15 protein-coding genes are annotated in these 13,272 nt (G+C 61.2%); 8 read left to right on the top strand and 7 right to left on the bottom strand.

What is annotated here, in order from left to right; genetic code table 11:
- Positions 1 to 83 precede the first annotated feature (83 nt).
- Positions 84 to 233, bottom strand: coding sequence for a TM2 domain-containing protein (locus ASG47_RS20430; RefSeq protein ID WP_082511775.1), 150 nt, complete (start codon positions 231 to 233; stop codon positions 84 to 86).
- A gap of 195 nt (positions 234 to 428) precedes the next feature.
- Here ASG47_RS20430 and ASG47_RS15915 point away from each other — a divergent pair, with 195 nt between their 5' ends.
- The 7 genes from ASG47_RS15915 to phoB all read left to right on the top strand — a co-directional run bounded on the left by ASG47_RS15915 (position 429) and on the right by phoB (position 7,700).
- The gene (locus ASG47_RS15915) at positions 429 to 1,184 is read left to right on the top strand and encodes an IclR family transcriptional regulator C-terminal domain-containing protein (protein WP_061910759.1); all 756 of its coding nucleotides are present in this window, start codon (positions 429 to 431) and stop codon (positions 1,182 to 1,184) included.
- Between the two features lie 273 nt (positions 1,185 to 1,457).
- Complete coding sequence (locus ASG47_RS15910) at positions 1,458 to 2,483, top strand: substrate-binding domain-containing protein (RefSeq protein WP_061910758.1); 1,026 nt, start codon at positions 1,458 to 1,460, stop codon at positions 2,481 to 2,483.
- A 66-nt stretch (positions 2,484 to 2,549) separates the two neighbouring features.
- Positions 2,550 to 3,923, top strand: a complete 1,374-nt coding sequence (pstC, locus tag ASG47_RS15905; RefSeq protein ID WP_061910757.1) for a phosphate ABC transporter permease subunit PstC — start codon at positions 2,550 to 2,552, stop codon at positions 3,921 to 3,923.
- A gap of 1 nt (position 3,924) precedes the next feature.
- Positions 3,925 to 5,289, top strand: coding sequence for a phosphate ABC transporter permease PstA (gene pstA / locus ASG47_RS15900; protein ID WP_082511774.1), 1,365 nt, complete (start codon positions 3,925 to 3,927; stop codon positions 5,287 to 5,289).
- Positions 5,290 to 5,357: 68 nt separating this feature from the next.
- Entirely contained in the window at positions 5,358 to 6,140 is a 783-nt protein-coding gene (gene pstB, locus ASG47_RS15895) for a phosphate ABC transporter ATP-binding protein PstB (RefSeq protein WP_061910842.1), read from the top strand.
- Positions 6,141 to 6,163: 23 nt separating this feature from the next.
- Positions 6,164 to 6,880: a phosphate signaling complex protein PhoU gene (gene phoU, locus ASG47_RS15890; RefSeq protein WP_061910756.1), complete on the top strand. Its 717-nt coding sequence runs from the start codon at positions 6,164 to 6,166 to the stop codon at positions 6,878 to 6,880.
- Positions 6,881 to 6,998: 118 nt separating this feature from the next.
- Positions 6,999 to 7,700, top strand: coding sequence for a phosphate regulon transcriptional regulator PhoB (phoB, locus tag ASG47_RS15885; RefSeq protein WP_061910755.1), 702 nt, complete (start codon positions 6,999 to 7,001; stop codon positions 7,698 to 7,700).
- On the opposite strand, the gene ASG47_RS15880 is transcribed toward phoB, so the two are convergent.
- Positions 7,697 to 8,833 (bottom strand): sensor domain-containing diguanylate cyclase, encoded by a 1,137-nt coding sequence (locus ASG47_RS15880; protein WP_061910754.1) that lies wholly within the window; start codon positions 8,831 to 8,833, stop codon positions 7,697 to 7,699. The genes phoB and ASG47_RS15880 overlap by 4 nt on opposite strands.
- Before the next feature lie 189 nt (positions 8,834 to 9,022).
- Between ASG47_RS15880 and ASG47_RS15875 the strand changes: the two genes are divergently transcribed.
- Positions 9,023 to 9,946, top strand: a complete 924-nt coding sequence (locus ASG47_RS15875) for an MYG1 family protein (protein WP_061910753.1) — start codon at positions 9,023 to 9,025, stop codon at positions 9,944 to 9,946.
- A gap of 15 nt (positions 9,947 to 9,961) precedes the next feature.
- Here ASG47_RS15875 and ASG47_RS15870 read toward each other — a convergent pair whose 3' ends face one another.
- The 5 genes from ASG47_RS15870 to ASG47_RS15850 all read right to left on the bottom strand — a co-directional run bounded on the left by ASG47_RS15870 (position 9,962) and on the right by ASG47_RS15850 (position 13,179).
- Positions 9,962 to 10,210 carry a hypothetical protein gene (locus tag ASG47_RS15870; RefSeq protein ID WP_061910751.1) on the bottom strand — a complete coding sequence of 83 codons (249 nt, stop codon included), beginning with the start codon at positions 10,208 to 10,210 and terminating at the stop codon, positions 9,962 to 9,964.
- 176 nt (positions 10,211 to 10,386) lie between these two features.
- Entirely contained in the window at positions 10,387 to 10,641 is a 255-nt protein-coding gene (locus ASG47_RS15865; RefSeq protein ID WP_061910750.1) for a hypothetical protein, read from the bottom strand.
- A gap of 47 nt (positions 10,642 to 10,688) precedes the next feature.
- Positions 10,689 to 10,895 carry a cold-shock protein gene (locus ASG47_RS15860; RefSeq protein WP_061910748.1) on the bottom strand — a complete coding sequence of 69 codons (207 nt, stop codon included), beginning with the start codon at positions 10,893 to 10,895 and terminating at the stop codon, positions 10,689 to 10,691.
- A gap of 204 nt (positions 10,896 to 11,099) precedes the next feature.
- Positions 11,100 to 11,549: a YaiI/YqxD family protein gene (locus ASG47_RS15855; RefSeq protein ID WP_061910746.1), complete on the bottom strand. Its 450-nt coding sequence runs from the start codon at positions 11,547 to 11,549 to the stop codon at positions 11,100 to 11,102.
- 4 nt (positions 11,550 to 11,553) lie between these two features.
- On the bottom strand, positions 11,554 to 13,179 hold the full coding sequence (locus ASG47_RS15850) for an MFS transporter (protein ID WP_061910744.1): 1,626 nt from the start codon (positions 13,177 to 13,179) through the stop codon (positions 11,554 to 11,556).
- Between the last annotated feature and the right edge of the window lie 93 nt (positions 13,180 to 13,272).

Below are 13,272 nucleotides of genomic sequence, written 5' to 3'. Positions count from 1 at the left end.
CAGCCCCCGCTGAAAACAGCCAGGGCACGGTTGGAACATGGGTCAAATCTCGATGGAAATAGTCCCGCCTAACGGGTCACTTCTCAGTGGCAATCAACAATCAGGCCGCTGATCGGCCTGCCGAGATAGAACCGGTGTACGCCGACATAGCCCAGGAAAAACCAGAGCACATAGGCCACGACCAGCGATTTCTTCTCGATATCATACTGGGCCGAAACGCGATCATAGGTCATTGCAGTCCTCCATTCGCAACGAAAATGGGAAGTCCTCGCCGTTGTGCAAGATGCCGCCCGATATTCCATTGCCGCAGACGCCAATTCGCCTGTCCGTTCAACTGCCTAACCCGTAGTCCACTCACCCCGTTCCGCAGCCCCTTCCCTTCCCGCGACATTCATGTCACCTCAGGTAAATCCACCAATGAGGCCCCCATGCGCGACGGCGACATCATTCATGGCCTGGCGCGCGGCCTTGCCGTCATCGAATGCTTCGACGAAGCCCACACCCGCATGTCGATTACCGAAGTCGCGGCCCGCACCAGCCTCGAACGCGCCACGGCCCGACGCTGCCTCCTGACGCTCGTCCACCTCGGCTATGCCACCTATGACGGCAAGTTCTTCCAGCTGACGCCACGCGTCCTAAACCTTGGCCATTTCTACCTTGCGGCCAACACCTTGCCGCAGATGATTCAGCCCTTCCTCGAGGAACTCTCGGTCGCGACCGGCGAGAGCACCTCCGCCGCCGTCCTCGATGGCACCGACATTCTCTACGTCGCTCGTGCCTCCACCCGCCACGTCATGTCGATCAATCTCGGCCCCGGCGCGCGCCTTCCCGCTTATTGCACGTCGATGGGCCGCATTCTCCTCGCTGCCCTGCCACTCGAGGAGGCCGCAACCATTCTCGATCGCTCGCGCCTCATGGCCTATACCAGCCGCACCAAGGCCGACCTTCCATCGATCACGACGGAACTCGCGGTCGTCGCCGCTCAGGGTTTTGCTGTCATCGACCAGGAACTCGAACTCGGTCTCTGCTCGATAGCCGTGCCGCTCTACAATTCGTCCGGCAAAGTCATAGCCGCGGTGAATATCGGCGCCCAAACCGCCCGCGCCTCGACGTCGCGCATGATCGCAAGCTTCCTGCCCCTCATGCGCAAGATACAGTCCGATCTTCGGCCGCTCCTGCGCTGACCCTTGGTCAACTGTCACAATTCCCCGCTAAGGTCGGGATCAGCGCCTCGGTGAGAACCTTGCAGGCCGAGTCACAAAACAGCGTCACAAAAGCTGTCACAAAACCGATATTGTCGGATTTTACCTTTAAAAACATCGGTTTGCACTGTCACAAACCAGTCACCCCAATGCAATAAAACCGTCGCTGGGCGACAATATGGTCTGCCGCGTCACAGGACGGCCGCAAGCATGGCTGGCCATGTCTAAGAACCGAATTTCCGAAAGGGAACTTTCATGAAGACCGCATTTTTCGCAAGCGCCGCCGTTATCGCACTCGCCGCCTTCGGCACCACCGGTGCTTTCGCCCAGTCGCGCGACACCATCCAGATCGCCGGCTCGTCGACGGTTCTGCCCTTCGCTTCGATCGTTGCTGAAGAATTCAGCGCCGCCTTCCCTGAATTCAAGACCCCGGTTGTCGGCTCCGGCGGCACCGGTGGCGGCCTCAAGCAGTTCTGCGAAGGCGTTGGTGAAAACACCATCGACATCGCCAATGCTTCGCGCCAGATCAAGGATGCGGAACGTGAAGTCTGCACCACCAATGGCGTGACCGACATCCGCGAAGTTCAGTTCGGCTTCGACGGCATCGTCTTCGCCTCTGCCGCTTCGGGCGCTGATTTCGCCCTCACCCCGCTCCAGGTTTACAAGGCCATTGCCGCCAAGGTCGTCGTTGACGGCGCTCTCGTCGACAACCCCTACAAGACCTGGAACGAAATCGACGCGTCGCTCCCGAACCAGCCGATCTCGCTTGCAATCCCAGCGTCGAACCACGGCACCCGTGAAGTCTTCCAGGAAAAGGTCGTGACCGCAGGCTTCAAGGAAGCTGGCGCTCCAGAAGGTCTTTCCGAAGACGAAATCAAGGCCGCTGAAACCACCTTCCGTCAGGACGTGGTCATCGAAATCTCGGGCGACTACACCGAGACCCTGGCTCGCCTGAACTCGGATCCGAACACCGTCGGCGTCTTCGGTCTCTCGTTCTACGAACAGAACACCGACTCGCTCAAGGTTGCGACCGTGAACGGCGTGACCCCCTCCAAGGAAACCGTTGCTGACGGCGAATACCCCGTCTCGCGCCCGCTGTTCTTCTACGTCAAGGGCCAGCACATCGGCACCATCCCTGGCATCGAAGACTACGTTCAGTTCTTCCTCTCCGAAGGCGTTTCGGGCGAAGGCGGCATCCTCGAAGCCGCTGGCCTGATCCCGCAGCCGGCTGACAAGACTGCTGAAGTCCTCGCTTCCTTCGAAGCTGGCGCTGCTCAGTAATAGACCATTGCGGGCCGCACCTTCCCGGTGCGGCCCGTTCTTTCGTTTTCCCGCGGGAGCGCATCGATGAATGCTCTGGTCGTAGCCGGCGTACTGCTCGTCATCCTAGGCATATCCTATCAGACCGGCTGGTCGAGGAGCCGCAACCTCGTCACGACCAATGGCGTGACCGTTCACTCCCGTCCGCAATATCACGGCACCTTCACCGCCCTTTGGGCCATGCTGCCCGCGCTTGCCGTCGTGCTGCTCTGGGCCTGGTTCGGCGGCGATATCACCCGCAATTACACCGTCTCGCTGATCCCGACTGACACCGTCATGTCGCTCGATCAGATGGGCCTCAACAATGCCATCAACCGCATCAATTCCTTGGCCTCCGGCTATGGCGTGACCGGTGAACTGGCCCCCTACGAACAGGCCGCCGGCGATGCGCTGCGCTCGTTCAATTTCATCACCTTTGCCGGTTCGCTGATCCTTGCCATCGTGGCGGGCGGCGCAGGTCTCCTCTATGCCCGTTCCCAGATCACGGCGCGCCTCCGCGCCCGCAATCAGGTTGAGCGCGCGGTCAATATCCTGCTTCTCGCCTGCTCGGCCGTTGCCATTTTGACCACGGTCGGCATCGTCGCCTCGCTCGTCACCGAAGCGTTCAAGTTCTTCACCTTCATCAACCCCATAGACTTCTTCTTCGGCACCGTTTGGGCCCCCAACAACGCTGGCGGCACCAATCACGGTCAGTATGGACTCCTGCCGCTTCTGTCCGGCACGCTGATGATCACGGCCATCGCCATGCTGGTCGCCGTTCCAGTCGGCCTGATGGCTGCCATCTATCTCAGCCAATATGCCCCGAAGTCGCTCCGGGCTGTCGCCAAGCCCTTGATCGAAATCCTCGCCGGTATCCCGACTATCGTCTTCGGCTTCTTCGCGCTCGTCACGGTCGGTCCCTTCCTTCGCGATGTCGGCAACGCGATCGGCCTCCAGGTCAGCGCCACCTCCGCGCTCACGGCAGGTGTGGTCATGGGCATCATGATCATCCCCTTCGTCTCGTCCCTCTCCGATGACATCCTCAACCAGGTGCCACGCACCCTGCGCGATGGTGCCTATGGCCTTGGCGCGACGCAGTCCGAGACGATCCGCAACGTCCTCCTGCCCGCCGCCCTTCCCGGCATCGTCGGCGCCTTCCTTCTCGCCGTCAGCCGCGCCATCGGCGAAACCATGATCGTGGTGCTTGCGGCCGGTAACGCGCCCATCCTTCGCGGCAATCCGCTCGAGCCCGTCTCGACCATCACAGTCTCGATCGTCAACCAACTCACCGGCGATACCGATTTCACCGGCCCGCAGTCCCTGGTCGGCTTTGCTCTGGGCCTGACGCTCTTCGTCGTGACCCTCTGCCTCAACATCTTCGCGCTCTACATCGTGCGCCGCTTCCGGGAGCAGTACGAATAAAATGGCTACCGATATTCAGACGTCCTCCAGCGCCAGCGCCGATCGCCGCAAGCTTGTCCGGTCCGGCCTTCGCCGCCGTCACCTGAATGAGCAGATCTTCCGCGGCCTTGGCATCGCCGCCATCGCTCTTGCCCTCGGCTTCGTCGCCCTGCTGTTCGTCGATGTGTTCCGCAAGGGCATCCCGGCATTCATCCAGTCCAACGTCCACCTGGCCGTCACCTATGATCCGGCTGTGATCGACGTTGGCCCGGCCCCTGCCCGCGCCGATTTCGCCTCGGAAGCCGAGTTCAATGCGGCAAGCCTCAAGTGGCAGCGCGAAGTTGCGCTCCTCAACTGGAACACCATTGTCGAAGCCTCGCTTCGCAAGGCGCTCCCGGAAGGCTACGAAATTACGAGCCGCGAACTTCTCGCAATCCCCGAAACCAATGCCCGCCACGCCATTCGCGAAAAGTTCGTCAGCGATCCTTCGCTCCTCGGCCAGACCGTCGAAGTCGATGTGCTCGCCTCGGCCAATACCGCCAATTGGGTCAAGGGCAATATCGATCGCTCGCTCGGCGATACCCAACAGCAGCTTTCGGCGCCAACCCGCGGCCTGATCGACATCTTTGAAGAAAACGGCACCATCACCAATGGCTTTGCCTGGTCGATCTTCACCAATGTCGATAGCCGCTCGGCGCCTGCTTCCGCCGGTCTCCTCGGCGCCTTTGTCGGCACGCTCTGGATGATGCTGATCGTTGTCGTCCTCGCCGTTCCGATCGGCGTTGCCGCGGCCATCTATCTCGAAGAGTTCGCGCCAAAATCGCGCCTCACCGATCTCATCGAGGTCAATATCAACAACCTCGCGGCCGTCCCCTCGATCGTCTTCGGTCTCCTCGGCGCAGCGGTGTTCATCAACTGGTTCCATCTGCCGATCTCGGCCCCGCTCGTCGGCGGGCTCGTGCTGACGCTGATGACCCTTCCCACCATCATCATCGCCACCCGTGGCGCGCTGATGGGCGTCTCCCCGGCCCTCCGCCAGGCAGCGCTCGGCATGGGTGCCTCGAAAACGCAGATGGTGTTCCACCACGTCCTGCCGGTGACCTTCCCGTCGATCCTCACGGCCACCATTCTCGGCGTCGCCCATGCCCTCGGCGAAACCGCACCACTGCTGCTCATCGGCATGAAGGCCTTCGTTGCGTCGGTCCCCGCGACCCCGCTCGATCAGGCCGCCGCCCTTCCCGTCCAGATCTATCTCTGGCAGGGCAATGAAAACCGCAATTTCTTCGAGCCCCGCACCGCAGCGGCCATCATGGTGCTGCTTGGGGTAATGATCCTGCTCAACGGCGTGGCGATCTATCTCCGCTCTCGCCTTGAAAAGCGCGCTTAAGGAGTGTGATCCAAATGGATATGCTTGCCGGCAAGGTAAAGAAGACCTCCCAGAACCTGGACTCCGCTATGAACCCGACTGACGTGCTTGACCGCCCTATCCGCCTGACCGCCCGCGACGTCACCGTCCACTATGGCGCCAAGCAAGCCCTGCACGGCATTTCGATCGACATTCCTGACCGCGCCGTCACCGCCTTCATCGGGCCATCGGGCTGCGGCAAGTCGACCTTCCTGCGCTGCATCAATCGCATGAACGACACCATCGAAGGCGCAAAGGTCGGCGGCACGATCAAGCTCGATGGCGAAGACATCTATGCCCAGGATCTGGACGTCGTTGAACTCCGCGCCCGCATCGGCATGGTCTTTCAGAAGCCCAATCCTTTCCCCAAGTCGATCTACGACAACGTCGCCTATGGCCCGCGCATCCATGGCCTAGCTCGTAACAAGACCGATCTCGACGAAATCGTCGTGTCCTCGCTGCGCAAGGCAGGCCTCTTCGAAGAAGTGAAGGATCGTCTGGCCGAGCCCGGCACCGGTCTCTCCGGCGGCCAGCAGCAGCGTCTCTGCATCGCTCGCGCCATCGCCGTCGGCCCCGAAGTGATCCTGATGGACGAGCCCTGCTCGGCCCTCGACCCGATCGCCACCGCCGTCATCGAAGAGCTGATCGACGAACTGCGCGAAAACTACACCATCGTCATCGTGACCCACTCGATGCAGCAGGCCGCCCGCGTCAGCCAGCGCACCGCCTTCTTCCATCTGGGCAATCTGATCGAACAGGGTCAGACCGAAGACATCTTCACCAATCCGGTGAACAAGCAGACCCAGGACTACATCATGGGCCGCATCGGCTGATCGCGGAACGAGGAGCCAACATCATGCCCACCAATAACAGCACGTCCGACCACATCGTCTCGTCCTTCACCGACGAGCTCAACACCCTGGCTCAGACCATTGCCGAAATGGGCGGCCAGGTCGAAGTCGCAATCGAGAACGGCACCAAGGCCCTTCTCAAGCTCGATCGCGAGCTGGCCGACCTCACCATCATCGCCGACCAGCGCATCGACGACATGCAGCGCAAGATCGACGAAATGGCCGTCTCCCTGATCGCGCGCCGCCAGCCGATGGCGAGCGACTTGCGCTCGGTCATCACCGCCGTTCACGTCGCCAACGATCTCGAACGCGTCGGCGATATGGCCAAGCAACTCGCTCGCCGTTCGCTCAAGCTCGAAGGCATCAACCTGCAGCCGACTTTCTACAATGGCGTCAAGAACATGACCGCCCTTGTCCTCCGTCAGCTCAAGGACTCCCTCGACGCCTATGCCAATCGCGATGCGGCAGCCGCCGTCGAAGTTTGCAACCGCGACGACGAAGTCGACGCCATGCACACCTCGCTCTTCCGCGAACTCTTGACCTACATGCTGGAAGATCCGCGCAACATCACCACCTGCACGCATCTCCTCTTCTGCGCCAAAAACCTCGAGCGCATCGGCGACCACGCGACCAACATCGCCGAACGCGCCTACTACCTGCAAACCGGCAAGCAACTCACGGCCGACGTCCAGGAACTGCACCGCACGCAGATCAAAGCTTAGTCTAATCACCGGCCTTTCAGACACCTCCCCCTTTTGATGGGGGAGGATGTGAGGGGGTGGAGTCACAAGAACAATCATCCCGGCGACCCTGCGGATCGCCGATCGATGGAGCACGCCTATGCCCGCGACCATTCTCGTTGTCGAAGACGAGGGCGATATCGCCATCCTCTTGCGCTATAATCTCGAAGCCGAAGGCTTTCGCGTCGTCACCGCCGAAACCGGCGACGAAGCCCAGCTCGCCATTCAGGACAAGCTGCCCGATCTGATCCTGCTCGATTGGATGCTGCCCGAAATTTCAGGCATCGAACTCTGCCGCCGTCTTCGCGCCCGCGAAGAAACCCAGCGCATTCCCATCATCATGCTCACTGCCCGCGGCGAAGAGGAAGAGCGCGTCCGGGGTCTCTCGACCGGCGCCGACGACTATGTGGTAAAACCCTTCTCGGTTCCCGAACTGGTCGCCCGCATCCACGCCCTCCTCCGCCGCGCCAATCCGAACCTCGTAACGGCAGCGCTCAAGGTCGGCGATCTCGAACTCGACCGCACCACCCATCGCGTCCGCCGCTCTACCCGCGACGTGCACTTGGGCCCGACCGAATACCGCCTCCTCGAATATCTCATGCGCCATCCCGGTCGCGTGTATTCGCGCGAGCAGCTTCTCGATGGCGTCTGGGGCAATGACGTCTATGTCGACGAGCGCACCGTCGACGTCCATATCGGCCGCCTCCGCCGCGCCATCAATCGCGGCCGCGAAAGCGATCCGATCCGCACTGTCCGCGGCGCCGGCTACGCCTTCGACGAGCGCTTCGGCCAGCCAGCCTAGGCTGCAGCGCTCTTGACTGACTCGGCCTGATGCACGCTGACGCGATTGCGGCCGCTTGACTTGGCCGCATAAAGCGCCGCGTCCGCCTTCGAAAACGCCTGCCGCGGCTCCTCGCCTGCTTCATATTCGGCAATGCCGAAGCTCGCCGTAATCCGCAGATCGCCCGGCATATTGGCATGCCGCAGGTCACTGAATTTCTTGCGCAGCCGATCAGCCTCGATCATCGCCACCGCGATCGACCCGCCCGGCACCAGCACGGCAAATTCCTCGCCACCCAGACGCCCGGTCTGATAACCGCTCAAGCGCAACAACTCGGCAAAGGCGCACAGCGCCTTGTCGCCCGCCGAATGGCCGAACCGGTCATTGATCGATTTGAAATGATCGATATCGCAGAAAATCACGCTGCCACCGGTCTTGCCGGCGACGCTCGCCAATTGATGAAACGCCTGGTGGTTCAAAAGCCCCGTGAGGCTGTCGAGCTCCGAGCGCCGCCGATAAGCCACGATGACGCCATTGATGATCCGCGCGAGCGTCAAAAGAATAGCTACAGCCGACAGCAATGCCGAGAGCATGAGCGTCGCCCGCTCGATATCGCCCGCACGAATGACCGCATAGGCGACGTCCGGCCCGTAGATGAACGGATAGGTCACCGCCCTGAAAATGAAGATGGCGAACAGCCCGCCGACCACCCCGATCAGGCCGTGATCGATAAAGCTGCGCGTCGGCAACTTGGCCAGCCGATAGATGCCGTCCCAAAGCGCCAGCGCACAAGCGATCTGAAACACCGGCGTCCGATAGCTGAACGGCACATCGGCCAGCTTCAGCGATACAGCTGCAAGAGTGAACACAGCCACAGCGCCATAGAGCCACCAGTTCCGGCTCCGCTGCCCAAGCGCCGCGCGAATGGCCTCGCCAAAGCAGATATAGGCCAGTGGCGTCAGCACGGCGACGGCATTGGAGCTTACGGTCTCAAATTGTGCATTGGCCAGAAAAACGGTCTCGATCGTCGCGATTACAGCGGTCGCGACAAGCCATGCCAAAGAAGGCATGCGTCGCATGCCGAGGAAAACGCAGACGCAAAGGATTGCCAGAATGGCAAAACCCGACGTCGTCACCCAATTGAGGCTGACCATAAAACTCCCCGGCAGAAACACTTTGCGGCCTGTAACGCCGCCCAAGCGGATTCGCCTCCGCCTCTCTTTCAACCTAAGGTCAGACCAGTTAATGCAAGGCTTATGGGCTTGATACCATTGCGCCAAACACCCGAAGCAGGCTAGCTGAGGCTAACGCTTCCTTACCGTTCGAAAGCAAGGCAAACCGGCATGTCTGTCCAGTTCCTCGTCACCCATTCTGGCGGATTTCATGCCGATGAACTGCTCTCGAGCGTCATCCTCACGCGCCTCTTTCCTGAGGCCAGCATCGTGCGCACCCGCGCTCCGGATTGGATCGCCCCAACCGCCGATCGCATCATCTACGATGTCGGCGGCGCTTATGATCCAGCCGCCAATATTTTCGATCATCACCAGCGCGGCGCGCCGCTCCGCGACGATGGCCAACCCTACAGCTCCTTCGGTCTCGTCTGGAAGCACTTTGGGCGCGACTACATCGCCGCCCTCGGCACCCCGGCAAACCATGTTGACAGCATCCACGAGAGCTTTGACGGCAGTTTCGTTCTGCCGATCGATCTCGTCGACAATGGCGCGCAGAGCCCGTCGGGCCCCCTCGCCGGCCTCTCGCTCTCTTCGCTGCTCGAAACCCTGAAGCCCGATTTCGACGACATCGATACCGATGCCGATGAAAAGGCCTTCATGCAGGCGCTTGCTGTTGCGCGCAGCTTCGTTGAAGCAGGCGTCAAGCGGGCAGCGGCAAAGTTGCGCGCCGAAAGCGTAGTTCTTGCCGCCATCGAAGCCACCGGGGCCGGCCGCGTTCTGGAATTGCCCATGGGCATGCCGTTCCGCCCGGCCATCGAAAAAGCCGGTGCCGATCATCTGCTCTTCGTCGTCCATCCGCGCGATAAGGATTGGTGCCTTACGGGCATCCGTCGCGGCGAAGGCTTCGAGCTTCGTGCTGATCTGCCTGCCGCCTGGGCTGGCCTCGTCAATGAGGATCTGGAAAAGGCATCCGGTGTTCCCGGCGCCACGTTCTGCCACAACGGCCGTTTTATCGCCGCTGCGCGAACCCGCGCTGCCGCCCTGACTATGGCAGAGCTTGCGGTGGCCGAGGCTCTGAAGAGCCACGCGGCTTAAAGTCGACGGGCCGCGCTATCGCGCGCGGCGCGCTTGCCCGATCGTTTCCATCTGGCTGTGAAGGGTGCGGATCTGGTCCGGGCCAAGCGTTTCGCCCTCAACCTTGAGCATGGCACCGCGCAGGCTCACCGGCGCTGCCTGCTCCATGGCAAAGCGTACGGCCTTGGCCGCCGACGAAAACCGGCGCCCGCCCTGGGCAAATGCATTTTCAACATTCGTGCCGAGGAACAACTGTCCCGGCATATTCAATATCTGCGTATTCATTCTAAACTTTCTTCCGGCAAAACGCCGACGTTCGGCGCGCAAAGGCGCCGAATGATTTGTATTGGACAACAATAGCTGTCGATTATTTCAGCGCGAAGACAGCGCGTGGCAGTGCCGCTGCAGCGAAAACGCCGCAGGATCGCAACCCGCCTATGCGCTGATCAAGCCGGAACGAACTAGCGTTTGTTCACGGCAATGCTGAAGACGCTTTGAGCCAGCGTGCTGGTCGCCTTGGTGGCGTTGCTCGGCGACAGGTCGACTTCATCGACCACCCGCTCAACGCTTTCACCGCGCGATTTCACCCGATATTGCACTGGGCCACTATCATGTGGCAGGCAGGCAATGACTTCGCAGGGCCCATTGGGCCGATTGCTGTGGCGGGGAGCGGATCGCAGATCGACCATCTCGCCGACCTTAAACAGATGAGACATCAGACGCTCCTGAACGCCGGGGCAGTGCTGCCCCGGCAAGATCTGCTTTAGGCAAGCTGTACATTGATCGCGGACTCACGACCGTCGCGGCCGCGTTCCAGATCATAGCTTAACTTCTGGCCGTCGGCGACGCTGGTCACGCCAGCGCGTTCGAGAGCCGAGATATGAAGGAAGGCATCCTTGCCGCCGTCATCGGGCGAAATGAAGCCAAAACCCTTGGTGTAATTGAAGAATTTTACAGTACCATTGATCATGGGAAGTCTCTGAATTGGCTCGAAGCTGTGCAAGCGAGCATTTCTCCCGCGCGATATGCATCGGGAGATACCAACGTTTGCAGTTCGAAAGGAAAGCCAATCAACCGGCTATACCGGGAAGGTCAGGTCGCCACGCGGGCAGAAAACGTATGATCAGATATATCGCGTTCAATGCGTCAAAGTCAAGGCAGCGTTCACTTATATCTAACGGCGCTTGGCGCGCTGCACGGCCGCATCGAACTGTTGGAGGAAATTGGAGCGATCCTTTGCCGTGAAACTGGCAACGATCCCGCGGCTTTCGCCGGTCTCCCTAAGATGTTGATTAAGCTCGCGCATCGCCAGTGCCATGCCGATCGAGTCGGACGTAAACAGCTTCCCCGTCGGTCCGATCGACACTCCATCCTTGGCCAGCACGCGGCTTGCCAGCGGAATGTCGGAGGTTACGACGAGGTCCCCCGCTTCCACCGCCTCGACGATCCAGTCGTCAGCCGCATCGGCCCCTTGCGGCACCATCACATTGCGCACCATTGGGTCGCGACTTGGCCGTAGGCCGAAATTGGCGACATAGGTGATCATCAACCCGTGTCGCTCCGCCACTCTCAGCGCCTCGTCCTTGACCGGGCAGGCGTCGGCATCGACATAGATCGCCACCATGCCGTCAGACCTCGGTGCTGTCGCGCAGGGGCGTCGTGTCGTCGAGCGGCACAGTCTGCCGCTCGATCATCCGATGCACATGCGGCAGTCCTTCGCCCCGATGCAGCGCCCGCAACTGGTCGATATTGTCCGCGTCCGCCTTGGTGCGCCGCAGGTTGTGCCGGACATAGTCGACCCAGGTCGGCACATGATAGCTTTCGACCCAGATGTTCGGCTTTTCCAGATCGCGCAGCAGCGCCCATTGCCGCGCCCCATCCCTGATCCTGATCCGCCGTCGATCGCTCATCAGCGCTAGGAAGCGCGAAATGTCTTCCTGGGCGATTTCATAGTCGATCATCACCATGATCGGCCCGCTTCGCGGTCGCAGGTCGAGTTTCAGCAGCGGCTCGTTGAATGTGCCGAGCGGATTGAGATCGCGATCGTTGAATTCCGGCAGTTTCAACACAAAGCCCACGGCAAAGCAGACCACCAGGACCCCGCCCGCTGCCACGAGCGCCCATTGCGGATCGGTCGCATCTGCGGTCAGGCCCCAGATCCAGCTGCCGGCCGCCATGCCGCCAAAGGTCGCCGTCTGATAAAGCGACAACGCCCGCCCGACGACCCAACGCGGCGATGATAGCTGGATCGATACATTGAACAGCGACAGCGACAACACCCAGCACGCGCCCGCCGGCAGCAGTACCAGATGGCTCAGGGCGATATCGCGACTGAAGGCGAGTCCCAGACAGCTCGCGGCAAAGCCGAGACAGGCGATGCGCACGATCACCTCATTGGAAAACCGCTGCCGGATGCGGCCATTGAGAAACGCCCCGCCAATGGCGCCAAGCCCGAAACAGCCGAGCAATGTGCCATAGACCAGCGCGCCGCCACCCACATATTCCTCGGCGACCGAAGGCAGCAGTGCCATGATGACGATGGCGGCAAAACCGAACAAAAACCCGCGAAATAGCACGGTCAGCAGGTTCGGCGAGAGCGACATGTAGCGCACCCCCGCCCACATGGCGCTGCCGAACTTTTCGCGCGGCAAGCGCGATTTCACCCGCTTGGGCTGCCAGCGCCACAGCGCCGCAATCAGGGTCAGGTAGGAAAAGGCATTGACCGCAAAGGCCGCGCTCGCTCCCGCGACAGCAACGATCAGGCCGCCGACAGCCGGCCCGACGCTGCGCATCATGTTGAAGCCCATGGAGTTGAGCGTCACTGCCCCGGGCAAATCCTCGCGCGGCACGATATCGCCCATAGAGGCCTGCCAGGACGGATTGAACAAAGCCGTGCCGCAACCGATGAGAAAGGTAAAGGTCAGCAGCAGCCAGGGATTGAGCAGCCCCATCCAGGCCGTTATGGCCAGCGACAATGATACGAGCGCCATCCCGGCCTGCGCCACGAGCATCACGCTCCGCCGGTCGAAATTATCGGCCAGTGCGCCCGCCGCGATCGAAAAGACCATGATCGGCAGCGTCGTCGAGGCCTGCACCAGCGCCACCATATTGTGCGAGGTGGTCAGCGTCGTCATCATCCACCCCGCGCCTACCGACTGCACCAACCCACCCAGGTTGGACATCAGCGTTGCAGCCCAAAGCGTCCGGAAAGTCTCGTGACGAAAGGGCGCCAGGATAGATGTGCGCTCAGCCATATGATTCAGCTCCTCGCCCGTTCATGAGCCAGCCGGTTGACCAAGGCAAGACCAAACTCGGCACCGCCCCATCACCCGCCCCTCCCTCCTCCA

Origin of the sequence: Devosia sp. Leaf420, assembly GCF_001425445.1 — a bacterium.
Taxonomy (GTDB): Bacteria; Pseudomonadota; Alphaproteobacteria; order Rhizobiales; family Devosiaceae; genus Devosia.
Note: the sequence above shows the minus strand (reverse complement) of the source record. Positions and strands in the feature narration are given on the sequence as shown.

Excerpts from the sequence above, each read along its gene's own strand:
- phoB (WP_061910755.1), top strand. The coding sequence starts at position 6,999 with ATGCCCGCGACCATTCTCGTTGTCGAAGACGAGGGCGATATCGCCATC.
- ASG47_RS15855 (WP_061910746.1), bottom strand. The coding sequence starts at position 11,549 with ATGGTGGCGATCTATGTCGATGCCGACGCCTGCCCGGTCAAGGACGAG.
- ASG47_RS15875 (WP_061910753.1), top strand. The coding sequence starts at position 9,023 with ATGTCTGTCCAGTTCCTCGTCACCCATTCTGGCGGATTTCATGCCGAT.
- ASG47_RS15860 (WP_061910748.1), bottom strand. The coding sequence starts at position 10,895 with ATGATCAATGGTACTGTAAAATTCTTCAATTACACCAAGGGTTTTGGC.
- pstC (WP_061910757.1), top strand. The coding sequence starts at position 2,550 with ATGAATGCTCTGGTCGTAGCCGGCGTACTGCTCGTCATCCTAGGCATA.
- ASG47_RS20430 (WP_082511775.1), bottom strand. The coding sequence starts at position 233 with ATGACCTATGATCGCGTTTCGGCCCAGTATGATATCGAGAAGAAATCG.
- ASG47_RS15850 (WP_061910744.1), bottom strand. The coding sequence starts at position 13,179 with ATGGCTGAGCGCACATCTATCCTGGCGCCCTTTCGTCACGAGACTTTC.
- ASG47_RS15865 (WP_061910750.1), bottom strand. The coding sequence starts at position 10,641 with ATGTCTCATCTGTTTAAGGTCGGCGAGATGGTCGATCTGCGATCCGCT.
- pstA (WP_082511774.1), top strand. The coding sequence starts at position 3,925 with ATGGCTACCGATATTCAGACGTCCTCCAGCGCCAGCGCCGATCGCCGC.
- ASG47_RS15910 (WP_061910758.1), top strand. The coding sequence starts at position 1,458 with ATGAAGACCGCATTTTTCGCAAGCGCCGCCGTTATCGCACTCGCCGCC.
- phoU (WP_061910756.1), top strand. The coding sequence starts at position 6,164 with ATGCCCACCAATAACAGCACGTCCGACCACATCGTCTCGTCCTTCACC.
- ASG47_RS15915 (WP_061910759.1), top strand. The coding sequence starts at position 429 with ATGCGCGACGGCGACATCATTCATGGCCTGGCGCGCGGCCTTGCCGTC.
- pstB (WP_061910842.1), top strand. The coding sequence starts at position 5,358 with ATGAACCCGACTGACGTGCTTGACCGCCCTATCCGCCTGACCGCCCGC.
- ASG47_RS15880 (WP_061910754.1), bottom strand. The coding sequence starts at position 8,833 with ATGGTCAGCCTCAATTGGGTGACGACGTCGGGTTTTGCCATTCTGGCA.
- ASG47_RS15870 (WP_061910751.1), bottom strand. The coding sequence starts at position 10,210 with ATGAATACGCAGATATTGAATATGCCGGGACAGTTGTTCCTCGGCACG.